Raw genomic sequence first — 13,878 nt, forward strand, 5'->3', positions numbered from 1 at the left:
TTACCTCAGCTTCAACGTAGCCAGGCCGATCAGCACCAGAATTACGGTGATAATCCAGAACCGGACGATAACGCGCGGCTCAGGCCAGCCTTTAAGTTCAAAATGGTGATGTATCGGTGCCATGCGAAAAACACGACGACCGGTGAGTTTGAAGGAGGCAACCTGAATCATTACTGACAGGGTCTCCATCACAAACACCCCACCCATGATGAAGAGCACAATTTCCTGTCTGACAATGACCGCAATGGTGCCCAGTGCCGCACCCAGCGCCAGTGCGCCCACATCCCCCATGAAGACCATGGCGGGATAGGTGTTAAACCATAGAAAGCCCAGTCCGGCTCCGATCAGCGCGCCACAAAAGACGATTAGCTCACCAGAACCTTCTACGTAGGGAATCAGCAAATAATCAGCAAACTTTACGTTACCGGATAGGTAGCAAAAGATACCCAGGGCACCACCTACCATTACGGTCGGCATAATGGCCAGACCGTCCAGGCCATCAGTCAGGTTAACGGCGTTACTGGATCCGACGATCACAAAGTAGGTCAGCACAACGAAGAAAATCCCAAGCGGGATTTCGATGTTTTTCAGCAGCGGGACAATGAATGTCGTCTCGATAGGTGTCTTGGCTGTCATATAAAGGAAGATTGCTGCTCCCAAGCCGAAGACCGATTGCCAGAAATATTTCCACCGGCTGGGTAAGCCTCGAGAATTTTTTTCGATTACCTTGCGATAGTCATCCACCCAGCCAATGGCACCGAACAAGAATGTAACGGCCAGCACGGTCCACACATATCGATTGGAAAGATCAGCCCAAAGTAGCGTGCTGATACCGATCGACGTCAGGATCAGCGCGCCCCCCATCGTAGGTGTACCCGACTTTGAAAGGTGCGACTGCGGCCCATCGTTACGTACTGCCTGACCAATCTGCCGTATCTGCAAGGTACGAATCATCCACGGCCCCAAGGCAAGCGAAAGCACGAGCGCTGTCAACACGCCAAAAATGCCGCGTAGGGTCAGGTACTGAAAGACCGCGAAGCCCTTGTAAAACTGTTGCAGGAACTCCGCCAACAGCAGCAACATCAGTGTTTCTCCTCAACATCTTTATTGCACAGCGCGAAAACGACGTTATCCATCGCCGCACTACGCGAACCTTTGATCAAAAATGTGGATTCAGGAGCCGCCTCGAGAAGCAATGCCTCGATTAACGCAGCCCGATCATCGAAATGCCGTGCATCGGCCCCAAATGCCTCAGCGGCATGCTTCATGAGAGGACCTACGGCGTAGAAAGCGGATACCTTACCTTTCGCATACTCGCCGACTTCGCGGTGAGCAGATTCGGCCCATTCTCCCAATTCACCCATATCGCCCAAGACAAGAACGGTACGGCCAGAAAACCCTGTCAGTACATCGACAGCAGCTTTCATGGAGCCGGGGTTGGCGTTATAGCTGTCATCGATAACACGTGAATCGTTGATACCCAGCTTGCTTACCGTCCGCCCCTTGACCGGCTGCAACGCCTCAAGCCCCTGGACAATATGCGCAAGCTCCACTCCCAGGACATGGGCAGCCGCGGCCGCGGCCAGTGCATTGACAACATTGTGCTCGCCCAGCAGATTTAGCTGAATGTCAGCAGAACCCGCCGGGCTGAGCAGCGTGAAGGAAGGGCAGCCACGAGCATCACGAACAATATTCGCAGCCCGGAACATAGCCATGTCATTCAGGCCAAAGCTGATAACGTTGCGCCCCTTGGCACGCTTTCTCCATATTTCGAAGGCCTGATCGTCTCGATTCAATATGGCAGTGCCGTTTGCTGCCAACCCCTCCAGGATTTCACCCTTGGCTTCGATAATCTTTTCGACGCCACCAAACTCTCCTACATGGGCTCGTCCTGCATTGGTAATGATCGAGACGTGGGGATGGGTCAGTCCTACGGTATAGGCGATCTCGCCTAGGCGTGAGGCTCCCAGCTCGATAACGGCATACTGATGGCTCTGCTCCAGCCTCAATAGCGTCAGCGGAGCACCCAGGTCGTTGTTCAGATTGCCTTGGGTTGCCAGTGTCGAGCCCAGCGTATTCAAAATGGCAGCCAGCATTTCCTTGACTGTGGTCTTGCCGCTTGACCCCGTCACGGCAACCACAGGGCCAGAAAACGAGAGCCGGTTAAGCTCACCCAACTGCCCCAGGGCGACACGGGTGTCTTTGACGATCAGCTGAGGAATGTTCAGGTCAGGCTGCGCTTTTTCTACCAATGCAGCGACAGCGCCTTTCGCCGCTACGCTGGATAGATACGCGTGACCATCGAACCGAGGCCCTGTAAGCGCAACAAAGAGCTGTCCAGCCTCAAGTGTACGACTGTCCGTAGAGACCGCTGTAAAACTTACATTTCCACCTTTCAGGGAAGCTGAAAGCGGCTCGGTCAAATCCTGGAGAAACATTGGTTTAAGCATGGCTTTCATCCCTTGCAACCAGTTCGCGAGCGGCCTGCTCCAGATCAGAGAAAGGCATCCTGACCCCGTTGACCTCCTGATAGTCCTCATGCCCTTTTCCAGCAATGAGCACTACGTCGTCACGGGAAGCCTCTCCAATGGCATACGCAATGGCTTCGTCGCGAGCGGGTATAAATGTGGCACGCGCCGGTTCATTAAAGCCGGCACGAATATCGTCGATAATTCGAGCGCTGGACTCGGTACGAGGATTGTCATCGGTAACGATAACGGCATCGGCCAGCCGCTCAGCAATGCGAGCCATCAGCGGGCGCTTGCCACTGTCTCGATCGCCGCCACAGCCAAACACGCAAATCAATCGCCCCTTGGCATGAGGGCGTAAGGCAACCAGAACCTGCTCAAGCGCGTCAGGAGTATGGGCATAATCGACAACGACCAGGGGTTGCGTACCGCCTCCCAGGCGCTGCATTCGCCCGACGGGTCCCTGAAGCTCAGGCATTACACGCTGGATATGGCTCAAAGTGAATCCCATACCCAGCAGAGCCCCTATCGCTGCGAGCAAATTGCTGAGATTGAAGCGACCAATCAATGGGCTGACCAGCCTGGCCTCTCCCTCTGGCGTTACAAGACTCGCCTCGATACCCGCATCGCTAAAAGCGATGTGTTTGCAATACAGCGTAGCGGCGGGATTTTCCAGGCTGAACGTAATAAGCCGAGAGGCATGCTCGACTTCAGCCAGACGACAGCCCTGCTCATCATCCAAATTGATTACACGTGCCCGTAAAGACGGCCACTGGAAAAGCTTGGCCTTTGCGGCGGCGTAAGCCTCCATCGTGCCATGATAATCAAGATGATCTCGAGACAGGTTGGTGAACACGGCCACATCAAACTGCACAGCCGCCACACGGCCCTGCTCCAGACCATGAGAAGAAACCTCCATTGCAACAGCTTGAGCACCCTGCTCCTTGAGTGCAGCCAACGCTGCCTGAACCGCAAAGGGATCCGGCGTGGTATGTCGACCGGCCTCAAGTGCTCCCCAAAACCCTGTCCCCAACGTGCCTACGATGCCGCAGCGTTGCCCTAGGCGATCACAGGCTTGGGCGATTAGCTGCGTCACGCTGGTCTTACCATTAGTACCGGTAACGCCTATCAGCGTAAGAGCAGCGCTGGGCTCGCCATAAAAACGCCCTGCAATGGCTGAAAGCTCGGCGCCCAGCTCTTTGACTGGCACAAGAGGTACCGAAGCGGGAGGCAAATCGGGGGCTTGATCTGCCTCATAGACGATTGCCGAGGCACCATTGGCAATCGCTTCGGCAATATGTAAACGCCCATCACGCACTCCGCCAGGTACTGCAAAAAAAACGGATCCTGGCTGGATACGTCGACTGTCCAGGCAAAGTGCTTTTACAGAAACATCACTACTGGCCTGCGGTATCAACCGGGTGAGAGACATCATCAGCCACGCCCTCCACTGGATACTTCAGTAGCGCTGGCTTGCTCCTGCTCTGGCAACGGAGCGACATTGTCGGGGGAAACATTCATGAGTCGCAAAGCACCCGCCATGACTCGGCTGAAAACAGGCGCAGAGACCACGCCGCCGTAATATCCGCCCTTGCTGGGCTCATCAATGACGACCACCATGGCAATACGCGGATTGCTGGTCGGCCCGAAGCCGGCAAAAAGGGAACGGTAGGAATTCTGTGTATATCCTTTGGCACCCACTGCGGCCTTACGGGCGGTACCACTTTTGCCAGCCACGTGATATCCCGGCACCTGAGCACGGAACACACCGGTAGGCGCTTCAACTACCTGCTGCAGCATTCCCTGAAGGGTTTTGGCTACCTGTTGAGGAACCACCTGGGAGCCTTGAGGGGAACGTTCAACACGTGTCAGGGACAACGGGATAAAACTTCCATCATTGGCTAGCGTGGCGTAGGCATGCGCCAGCTGGATAGCGGTGATGGAAAGACCATAGCCATATGACAATGTGGCTGTTTCTGCTGGATGCCACTTACGGTAGTTGGGTAGATTGCCTACACGCTCACCGGGAAAGCCCAGACCAGTGTCCTGCCCAAGGCCAAACTGGCGCATGGTGTTGTAAATGGTTTCGCCGCCGATATCGAAAGCAATCTTGCTCATGCCCACGTTACTGGACTTGATCAGAATACCTGTTAGATCCAGGGGGCCCTGGCTGCGAGCCACGTCCTTGATCGTGTAACGGCCGATCTGCAGATAACCAGGATAAACATTCACCGTGTCCGATGGCTTCCAGCGTCCACTTTCAAGAGCAGCGCTCATCGAAAGCGGCTTCATGGTGGATCCTGGCTCGAACACATCGATCATGGCCCGGTTGCGCATGCTGGCCGGGTTCAGATTGCGACGGTTGTTCGGATTGTAGGTAGGCTGGTTAACCATAGCGAGGATCTCGCCAGTCTTGACGTCAACCATCGTCAGGCTACCGGACACTGCGCCAAACTGCGCGAGTGCGTTGCGCAATTCGCGATTTGCAAGGTACTGAAGGCGCAGGTCAATGGACAAGGCAATCGAATTGCCCGGCTTAGCGTTTTTTGCAACCTGAACGTCCTTGATGACCCGACCTCGCCGGTCTTTCAGAACCTGCCGTTTGCCTGGGACACCAGCCAGCCAGTCATTGAACGCCAGCTCAACGCCTTCACGGCCGCGATCATCAATGTCGGTAAACCCCACGACATGTGCAGCCACTTCACCCGCCGGATAAAAACGGCGAAATTCCTCGATGTCATAAACACCAGGAATCTTGTGCTGCTTGACCGTAGCCATGACGGCTTCGCCCTGCTCCGGTGTTATTCCCCGAACCAGGTAAAGAAACTCTCGATTGGAATTCTGCTCCAGACGCTTTGCCAAATCGCCGTAAGGCTGACCTACAGACTCCGCCAGAATCGACCATTTTTCCTTGGCGCCGGCCAGCTCCTTGGGGTTTATCCAGATTGTGCTGACAGGCGTACTGACAGCCAGCGGCTCACCATTACGATCCGTGATCAGGCCGCGGTGGGCAGCAATAGGAATAGTTCTGACGCTTCGGGCATCTCCCTGCCCCTTGAGGAAGGCACGATCAATGACATGCAGGTCAACGACACGCCAGCCAATAGCGGCGACCATACCTGCCAAGCCAATGACAACCAGGCGAAATCGCCATGGATGTTGAATGCCCCCCAGCTTCATCATGGCGCCACCATCTTGATCTCTTCAGGATCAGGAATGCGCATCTTGAGTTGATCGCTGGCTAATGCCTCGATGCGGCTGTGAGCCGTCCAGGTGCTTTGCTCAAGCAACAGACGCCCCCATTCCGCCTGGGCCTTGTCTCGAACGCTCAACTCGGAATACAGGGTATTAAGCAACTGCCGGTTCCAGTGGGCGCTGTAAGCGACAGCAACAGCGGACAGCAGGACGGCTATGAATAGAACCAACATGGTCGTACTGCCCTTGGGCAGACGCTTTACAAAGAGACTACTCATCGCAGCTTCTCCGCAATACGCATGACTGCACTTCGGGACCGAGGGTTGACGGACAGTTCAGCCTCGGAGGCATACACAGGCTTGCCTACCAGCAAGGCGCGGGGCTCAAAAGCCTGCGTACGAATAGGAAGATTTCGTGGAAGTTTATCGGCCTCACCCTTAGCCAGGCGACGCATGAAGAGCTTGACGATTCTGTCTTCCAGAGAGTGAAAACTGATCACCACGAGCCGGCCGCCTATGGCCAGGCTTTCAAAGGCCGCTTCCAGACCTCTTTCCAGATCGCCCAACTCGTTATTGATGAAAATCCGGATACCCTGAAACGCTCGCGTGGCAGGATGCTTGCCTTTTTCCCAAGCAGGATTCGCGTCAGTCAGTACCTGGGCCAGATCAGCCGTACGCGTAAAGGGTGTGACGTCCCTGCGCTGTACCACAGCCCTGGCCATCCGCTTGGCGAATCGCTCTTCACCGTACTCTTTGAATACGCGACTGATTTCATCTTCCGGTGCGGTTGCAATCCACTCGGCGGCGCTTATACCGCGAGAGGGATCCATACGCATATCCAGAGGACCATCATGCATGAAGCTGAACCCGCGCTCGGGATCATCCAGTTGAGGAGAGGACACGCCCAAATCGAGAAGCACGCCATCCGTACGTCCCATCCAGGCGCGCTGCAACAGTTCTTCGCCTATGTCGGCAAAGCTTCGCTGCACAATGACAAAGCGGCCATCTTCGGCCGCCAGTGCTTGTCCCGACTGGATCGCCTGGGGATCCTTGTCGAAACCAAGCAGGCTTCCGCTTTTAAGTCGTGCAAGAATTGCACGGCTATGCCCTCCGCGGCCAAATGTGCCATCGACATAGAGGCCTTCGGGACGCACAGCCAGGGCTTCGACGGCTTCGTCGAGCAAGACAGTGACATGGCTGAACGTAGTGGTCATATTCACAGGATTAAATCGCGCAGTTCTTCCGGCAAACCGCCGGGTTCCTTGATTGCCTTGAGGTCGCTTTCACACAGACCATTCCAGGCATCCTCATCCCACAGCTGAAACTTGTTCAGCTGCCCTACCAGTACAGCGCGCTTATCCAGACGAGCATAATCCCTCAAGCGGGGCGGCACTAAAAAACGCCCGTTCCCATCCAGCTCAAGGTCTACCGCATTACCGATTAGCAAACGCTGCAAACGACGTGTTTCTTCTCTTAAAGACGGAAGTTCACGGAGTTTGCTTTCGATGATTTCCCATTCGGGAAGGGGATAAACGCAAAGGCAAGTATCAATGGCATCAATCGTTACGATGAGCTGGCCGGCACAGCGCTCTAGAAGCTCATCACGATACCGGCTCGGCATCGTAAGGCGCCCCTTGGCGTCAAGGCTGATGGCATTCGCTCCACGGAACAAGTTGCTTCTTCCTTTGGCTGGCTTTCCCTACCATTAAATCCCACTTTTAACCACTTCGTACCACCAGGCACACTATATTGACGCGCTCCCCCCACCGTCAAGGCGAGGCCATGGCACAAAAAGGCTTGCAGACTAAGGAGTTACAGAAATTATGGGGCTTTTAGCGAAACGGTGACGAACATACTTTTCCGACAAACGGAAATTAACTCAACTAATTGCCTCGACTAGTTAAAGTAATTTCTCAGATAGGGTTATCAGTAAGGATGTGAAGCAGGAGAAGGGAGAGTGAGTGGAGAGTCGATCTGTAAGCCGGGTTCTGTCGAGAACAGTCATTCCTCTAGGACAGCCATCACTGACTGCCTCAAGCAACCTACCCGAATCCAGCGCGGGCCACGCCTATGGATTCCTATTTGGTCTTGCTCCAGGTGGGGTTTACCTAGCCACGAACTGTTGCCAGCCGTGCGGTGCGCTCTTACCGCACCTTTTCACCCTTACCGGCGCTTGCGAGCTTAGGCGGTTATTTTCTGTGGCACTTTCCGTAGGCTCACGCCTCCCAGGCGTTACCTGGCACCTTGCCCTATGGAGCCCGGACTTTCCTCCCCTCCTGCTGCTTGCGCAGCGGGAGCAGCGACTGTCCGATCGACTCTCCGGGCGCAAGGGTACCTAGATGCCAGGCGTATAACAACCTTGATCTTTTCCTAATGCTTGTTCTGTTGCTCCAAAGCAAATTGGTACAGCATGTTCTTACGCTCTCCTGTGATTTCAGCGGCCAACGCAGCCGCGCGTTTGAGAGGCATTTCAGCGAGCAATATATTTAAAATTCGCACCGCCTCGGGCGTCAGGGAATCCTTTTCAGGCGACTCATAACCCGAGATCAATAAAACGCACTCACCCCGCTGCTGATTGGAATCGGATCGGATCCAGTCGACCAGCTCACCAAGCGGTGCGTCCTTGATGGTTTCAAACGTCTTGGTCAGTTCACGGGCTAATACAGCAACGCGCTCGCCTCCCATGATTGCAGCAAGATCTTCAACACTTTCCAGCAACCGATGGGGCGCCTCGTAGAAAATCAAGGTCCGTTCTTCCTGCTTCAAGGCATCCAGGCGGCTTCGTCGCGCCGTGGCCTTTGCAGGCAGAAAGCCCTCGAAAATAAATCGGTCAGATGGGAGCCCGGCCGCTGATAGTGCCGCGATGACAGCACTGGCTCCCGGAACCGGCACAACAGGGATTTGCGCAGCACGCGCCTGTCGCACCAGATGGAAACCCGGATCGGAAATCAGGGGTGTTCCTGCATCGGAGACCAGAGCAACACTTCCCCCTTCGAGCAAACGGTTGATGAATCGCCCACCCTGCTCGCGCTCATTATGATCATGGCAAGCGGCCAGAGGGGTATTGATCCCGAAATGCTGCAACAAGCGCGAAGAATGGCGCGTATCTTCAGCGGCAATCAACGACACTTCTTTCAGAATGCGAAGCGCCCGAGCACTGATGTCCTCCAGATTACCTATGGGGGTCGCGACGATATAAAGCGTGCCGGGAGTGCTCATAATGAAACTCTTGTATCAATAAAGGCCTCCATTGTACGCGTTTCGAGGCATCGCTATTCGCGCCGCTCACCAGCACTCGCTACAATCCAGCCAATTAATTGTTTTGCGCCAGGAATTACGCCATGACTGTTCGCCTGCGTACGCTAGTTAGCGTTCCACTTATTAGCCTACTTGCCGCCTGTGCAAGCTCGCCTTCCAACACATTGGGTGAGCTGCCTCGTATCCCCCAGGCCAACATACAGCAATTGCTTGAGCAGGCAGGTAGTGATACATCAGAGAAGGCCAACATGCTGCGCCTCTCCGCTGCCGAGATTGCCTACAAGCAGCAAAACTTCACGCAGGCCAAGCAGATACTGGGCAGCATTCAACTGCAGCAATTGAAGCCTATACCGCAGGTATACGCCGGCACCCTGAGAGGCGAAATTGCTTTAGCGGAAAATCAGCCAAAGGAGGCTCTGAAAGCACTCCAACAGCCTGGCTTCGAACACCTGAGCGAGCTGCCTGTCGAGCAGCAGATCAGTGTATCCATGGTAAAGGCACGCGCCCTGCAGGCAGACAACCAGACCCTGGCGGCAGCCAAGGAGCGCATTTTCATTGCCCCGCTTCTCAAAAGTGATCAGGCCAGCGCCAACCACGAAGCCATCTGGAGTCTGATTTCGGCTCTTCCTGCCGACCAACTCCAACCTGTGGCAGGCAACAATGAGCTTAATGGCTGGCTGGCACTGGCCGCTATCACTCATTCAAACGGCTCACTGGATGATCAGCTCGCCGCCATTGATGACTGGCGCAAGCAGAATCCAAATCATCCAGCCGCCTCGCATCTTCCGCAAGCGCTTGAAAAGCTGCGCAACCTGGAGCAGCAGCCGCTGACACATATCGCCTTGCTGCTACCGCAACAGGGACAACTTGCCAATGTATCCCGCGCCTTACAGGACGGCTTCATGGCTTCGCTTTACGAGAGTCAGCAAAACGGCCAGACACCTCCTGCCGTATCCTTTTACGACAGCACACAGGTCCGCTCCATTGACGACTTTTATCGTCAGGCCAAAGCCGACGGCGCCCAGCTGGTGGTTGGTCCGTTAGAGAAAAGCCTGGTCAAGCAACTCAGCGATCATCAACAGCTACCTTTGCCTACTCTTGCGCTCAACTACAGCGACAGTCAAGGCGTAGGTCCAAAGCAGCTCTATCAGTTCGGTCTGGCGGCAGAGGATGAGGCACGCGAAGCGGCCGACCGCGCAGCAGAAGAAGGCAAGCACACTGCGGTAGCGATGGTTCCACGCGGCGATTGGGGCGACCGTGTACTGGCAGCCTTTGACCAGGAGTGGCGGGCAAAAGGCGGCATGCTGCTTGGAGCCGAGCGAATCGATCAGCCGGTAGAGCTGGCACGCCAGATTACGCGTCTGCTGCAAAACCGTCAGGGCGGGCAAAGCATCGACTTTATCTTCCTTGCAGCAACACCCCAACAGGCTCGCCAGATCAAGCCTACGCTGGCGTATCAATATGCTGGAGATATACCCGTCTACGCCACTTCACACCTGTATTCCGGCAGCAGCAACCCTGCTCAGGATCAGGACCTGAACGGAATTCAGTTCTGCGAAACACCGTGGCTGCTTAATACCAACGATCCTGTTCGCCGCAAGGTCGTCACCCAGTGGCCCCAAGCGTCCAGCAGCCTGGGTCGCCTATATGCCATGGGAGCAGATGCCTACTTGCTTTCTACTCGTCTGCCACAGCTCAAGGCGCTCCCCAATACGCAAATAAATGGCCTGTCAGGTGACCTGACGCTAAGCCCAACGCAGCGCGTGGTGCGCAGACTACCTTGGGCCCAGTTCGTCAATGGGCAGGTTCAGCCCGTTTCACAATCCGGTACGCTGTGAAAACCACGACGCGAGAAAGTGGGCAGGCCGCCGAAGATCAAGCGCTTGCCTACCTGCAGAAACAAGGGCTCAAACTTGTAGTCCGCAACTGGTCGCGGCGTAGCGGCGAGCTTGATCTGGTCATGCTCGACAGGGATACAGTAGTATTTGTGGAAGTACGCTCCAGGCGTCATATTGCCTGGGGCGGAGCCGTTGAAAGCATTGACGCCAGAAAGCGTCAACGTCTGATTGCAACCGCACAGCTTTTTCTTCAAAGCGAGTCTCGTTGGGCTAAATCCCCTTGCCGCTTTGATGTTGTTGCGCTCAGCCCTGCTGTCGGCAGTACCTCTTCGCATCTCGAATGGATAAAGAACGCATTCGATTCCTGAGTAGTTTTACAAGGTCAAGCAAACCCGATGGACACGCAAGCCCGCATTACCAAACTCTTCCTGGACAGCATTGAGACCAAGCGTCAGGCCATGGATGTGCTTGTTCCTCACATCGAGCATGCCAGCCAGGTAATGGTCAATGCACTATTGAATGAAGGAAAAATCCTGTCCTGCGGAAACGGTGGCTCCGCAGGAGATGCCCAGCATTTTTCATCAGAGCTTCTCAATCGTTTTGAGCGTGAGCGCCCAAGCCTGCCCGCCCTCGCCTTGACAACCGACAGCTCGACCCTGACCTCAATTGCGAACGACTATAGCTACAACGAAGTCTTCTCAAAGCAAATTCGGGCGTTGGGCCAGCCTGGCGATGTACTGCTTGCCATTTCCACCAGCGGAAACTCAGCCAATATAATCCAGGCCATACAAGCCGCTCATGACCGCGAGATGACGGTTGTAGCGCTTACCGGGCGAGACGGGGGCGGCATGGCCTCGCTGCTTCTGCCAGAAGATATCGAGATTCGCGTCCCAGCCAAAGTAACAGCACGCATTCAGGAAGTGCATCTGCTAGTCATCCACTGCCTGTGCGACCAGATAGATCAGCAACTGTTCGGGAGTGAAGAATGAAAAAATGCTTGGCACTGTCCTGCCTCGCCCTCACCGTCGTACTCAGCGGCTGCAGCGGCTTTCTAAGCGCAACCCGTGACGACCCCATCGCGGACAACCGCGGCACGCGGACCATCGGTAGTAAGATTGATGATTCACTGATCGAGACCAAGGCAAAAGTGAATATATCCAAGGCCAACCCTGACCTGGATAAGTCGCACATTGTCGTTGTCAGCTATAACGGAGTAGTTCTACTGGCCGGCCAGACTCCGCGTCCAGAACTCAAGGCACAGGCCGAGCAGGTTGCGCGCAATGTACAACGTGTAAAGCTGGTTCATAACGAACTTCAGGTACTTGAGCCCTCATCTTTGCTAGCTCGTAACAACGACACCTGGATTACCACCAAGATCAAAAGCAAGATGCTTACTGATAACAGTGTGCCTGCCTCTCGCATCAAGATAGTCACGGAAAACGGCATTGTTTACATGCTTGGCCTGGTGACGCATCAAGAAGCCAATCTGGCCACAAACGTTGCTCAGAGCGTCTCTGGTGTTCAAAGGATCGTGAAACTCTTCGAGTACATCGACTGATTCGAGCATAAAAAAACCCGCCATATGGCGGGTTCTTTGTGGTCACTTTTCTTACTGTACGGAAGCAGTCTGCTCGGCCAATACCAGCTGACCACCCTGTACGGGGATCTGCTTACCGGGATCACGATCCATGCGGACCTGCCCTACTTTACCATCCAGCAGATACTTGACGTCGTAAGCCACCACTTTTTCGCTCGCGTCTGTAACCGTGCTGCAGCGCTTTTGCGTAGTGGTATAGGTATCGGAGTTCTGCATGTGCTCCTGGGTTTTGTTACCTACGTAACCTCCACCCACAGCCCCGGCGACAGTAGCAAGCTTCTTGCCATTACCCCCACCGACCTGATTACCCAGCAGACCACCGACTACAGCACCGATGGCAGTTCCGGCAATCTGATGCTGATCCTGTACAGGCCTGCGATGTGTAACCGCTACATCCTTACAGACTTCACGGGGCGTTTTGATCGTTTCCTTGACCGGTTGGACGGCTACGACCTCAGCGAACTTTGGACCTCGATCTGAAACACCATAGGCAACAGCACCTCCAGCCGTAACCAGAACTGCGCCCAATACCGTTCCAACGAGCATCGATTTATTCACGTCAATCTCTCCTGATTTACCAACAAGGCATCCACCTTATTCCAAGCCTCGGACATCAAGGCCTGTCATCAAGTTCCTTTGCTGCTGGTGGTATCAGGTCTTCCGAGTTCAAATTCAGCCAGATCAACACAACGTTTGCGATATAGATTGAAGAATAAGTCCCTGCGAGCACACCAATAAACAAGGCAACCGAGAAACCAAAGAGGTTATCGCCTCCAAAAACCAGCAATGCTGTAATTGCCAACAACGTGGAAATGGATGTCGCCAAGGTTCTGAGAAGTGTCTGCGTAGTAGAGATGTTGATGTTATCGATCAGGCTTGCTTTGCGTAAAACACGGAAGTTTTCACGTACCCGGTCAAACACCACGATGGTGTCGTTCAATGAATAGCCAATGATAGCCAGTACTGCAGCCAGAACGGTCAAATCGAACGTAACCTGGAAGAACGACAGCACACCAAGCGTAACAATAACGTCGTGCACGAGAGACAGGATCGCGCCCAACGCAAACTTCCATTGGAAACGAAAGCCGACGTAAAGCAATACCCCGCCCAGCGCCAGAAGCATTCCGAGTCCACCCTGGTCCCGCAGCTCTTCCCCTACCTGGGGACCTACGAACTCGACACGCGTAACAGAAGCCGGATTATCGTTACTGGCCTGCTGCAGCGCAGCCGCAACCTTCTGACCTAGCTGCGCATCATCGCCAGGCATACGTACCAGCACATCGGTAGTCGCACCAAAGCTCTGAACAACAGCATCCTTGAAGCCCGAACGCTCCAGTTGAGTACGAATGCTTCCCAAATCCGCTGCTTTCTCATAACGCAGCTCAATCAGGGTTCCGCCTGTGAAATCCAGGCCGAAATTGAGTCCCTTGATAGCCAGGCTACCAATGGCAATCAATGTAAGCACCAGTGTCAGGGCGAACGCAACATTGCGTACGCCCATGAAATTAATGGTTCGTTTCATC

At 54.6% G+C, this 13,878-nt stretch carries 14 protein-coding genes and 1 other RNA gene; 4 read left to right on the forward strand and 11 right to left on the reverse strand.

The window, feature by feature from the left end; genetic code table 11:
* The 9 genes from mraY to rsmI all read right to left on the reverse strand — a co-directional run bounded on the left by mraY (position 1) and on the right by rsmI (position 8,881).
* The gene (gene mraY / locus HMPREF1487_RS04040) at positions 1-1,083 is read right to left on the reverse strand and encodes a phospho-N-acetylmuramoyl-pentapeptide-transferase (RefSeq protein WP_010795319.1); all 1,083 of its coding nucleotides are present in this window, start codon (positions 1,081-1,083) and stop codon (positions 1-3) included.
* Positions 1,083-2,450: a UDP-N-acetylmuramoyl-tripeptide--D-alanyl-D-alanine ligase gene (gene murF, locus HMPREF1487_RS04045; protein WP_010795320.1), complete on the reverse strand. Its 1,368-nt coding sequence runs from the start codon at positions 2,448-2,450 to the stop codon at positions 1,083-1,085. The genes mraY and murF overlap by 1 nt, the downstream gene beginning before the upstream one ends.
* On the reverse strand, positions 2,443-3,906 hold the full coding sequence (locus HMPREF1487_RS04050) for a UDP-N-acetylmuramoyl-L-alanyl-D-glutamate--2,6-diaminopimelate ligase (RefSeq protein WP_037029698.1): 1,464 nt from the start codon (positions 3,904-3,906) through the stop codon (positions 2,443-2,445). The genes murF and HMPREF1487_RS04050 overlap by 8 nt, the downstream gene beginning before the upstream one ends.
* Complete coding sequence (locus HMPREF1487_RS04055) at positions 3,903-5,651, reverse strand: peptidoglycan D,D-transpeptidase FtsI family protein (protein WP_010795322.1); 1,749 nt, start codon at positions 5,649-5,651, stop codon at positions 3,903-3,905. The genes HMPREF1487_RS04050 and HMPREF1487_RS04055 overlap by 4 nt, the downstream gene beginning before the upstream one ends.
* Entirely contained in the window at positions 5,648-5,941 is a 294-nt protein-coding gene (ftsL, locus tag HMPREF1487_RS04060; protein WP_010795323.1) for a cell division protein FtsL, read from the reverse strand. Before ftsL ends, HMPREF1487_RS04055 begins: the two co-directional genes overlap by 4 nt.
* On the reverse strand, positions 5,938-6,876 hold the full coding sequence (rsmH, locus tag HMPREF1487_RS04065) for a 16S rRNA (cytosine(1402)-N(4))-methyltransferase RsmH (protein ID WP_010795324.1): 939 nt from the start codon (positions 6,874-6,876) through the stop codon (positions 5,938-5,940). Before rsmH ends, ftsL begins: the two co-directional genes overlap by 4 nt.
* A gap of 2 nt (positions 6,877-6,878) precedes the next feature.
* Positions 6,879-7,334 (reverse strand): division/cell wall cluster transcriptional repressor MraZ, encoded by a 456-nt coding sequence (gene mraZ, locus HMPREF1487_RS04070; RefSeq protein WP_010795325.1) that lies wholly within the window; start codon positions 7,332-7,334, stop codon positions 6,879-6,881.
* 289 nt (positions 7,335-7,623) lie between these two features.
* Positions 7,624-7,981, reverse strand: an RNA gene (rnpB, locus tag HMPREF1487_RS26380) — RNase P RNA component class A.
* A 51-nt stretch (positions 7,982-8,032) separates the two neighbouring features.
* The gene (gene rsmI, locus HMPREF1487_RS04075; protein WP_010795326.1) at positions 8,033-8,881 is read right to left on the reverse strand and encodes a 16S rRNA (cytidine(1402)-2'-O)-methyltransferase; all 849 of its coding nucleotides are present in this window, start codon (positions 8,879-8,881) and stop codon (positions 8,033-8,035) included.
* Positions 8,882-9,003: 122 nt separating this feature from the next.
* Between rsmI and HMPREF1487_RS04080 the strand changes: the two genes are divergently transcribed.
* The 4 genes from HMPREF1487_RS04080 to HMPREF1487_RS04095 are packed head-to-tail and all read left to right on the forward strand — an operon-like array spanning position 9,004 to position 12,316.
* The gene (locus HMPREF1487_RS04080; RefSeq protein WP_010795327.1) at positions 9,004-10,758 is read left to right on the forward strand and encodes a penicillin-binding protein activator; all 1,755 of its coding nucleotides are present in this window, start codon (positions 9,004-9,006) and stop codon (positions 10,756-10,758) included.
* Positions 10,755-11,126, forward strand: a complete 372-nt coding sequence (locus HMPREF1487_RS04085) for a YraN family protein (RefSeq protein WP_010795328.1) — start codon at positions 10,755-10,757, stop codon at positions 11,124-11,126. Before HMPREF1487_RS04080 ends, HMPREF1487_RS04085 begins: the two co-directional genes overlap by 4 nt.
* A gap of 27 nt (positions 11,127-11,153) precedes the next feature.
* A complete protein-coding gene (locus tag HMPREF1487_RS04090; RefSeq protein ID WP_010795329.1) occupies positions 11,154-11,747 on the forward strand; it encodes a phosphoheptose isomerase in 594 nt (197 codons plus the stop codon).
* Entirely contained in the window at positions 11,744-12,316 is a 573-nt protein-coding gene (locus HMPREF1487_RS04095; RefSeq protein ID WP_010795330.1) for a BON domain-containing protein, read from the forward strand. The genes HMPREF1487_RS04090 and HMPREF1487_RS04095 overlap by 4 nt, the downstream gene beginning before the upstream one ends.
* 51 nt (positions 12,317-12,367) lie before the next feature.
* On the opposite strand, the gene HMPREF1487_RS04100 is transcribed toward HMPREF1487_RS04095, so the two are convergent.
* The gene (locus HMPREF1487_RS04100; protein ID WP_010795331.1) at positions 12,368-12,913 is read right to left on the reverse strand and encodes a glycine zipper 2TM domain-containing protein; all 546 of its coding nucleotides are present in this window, start codon (positions 12,911-12,913) and stop codon (positions 12,368-12,370) included.
* 55 nt (positions 12,914-12,968) lie between these two features.
* Positions 12,969-13,877, reverse strand: a complete 909-nt coding sequence (secF, locus tag HMPREF1487_RS04105; protein ID WP_010795332.1) for a protein translocase subunit SecF — start codon at positions 13,875-13,877, stop codon at positions 12,969-12,971.
* Position 13,878 lies beyond the last annotated feature (1 nt).

The sequence above is a fragment of the Pseudomonas sp. HPB0071 genome (genome assembly GCF_000478505.2).
Classification (GTDB): domain Bacteria; phylum Pseudomonadota; class Gammaproteobacteria; order Pseudomonadales; family Pseudomonadaceae; genus Chryseomonas; species Chryseomonas luteola.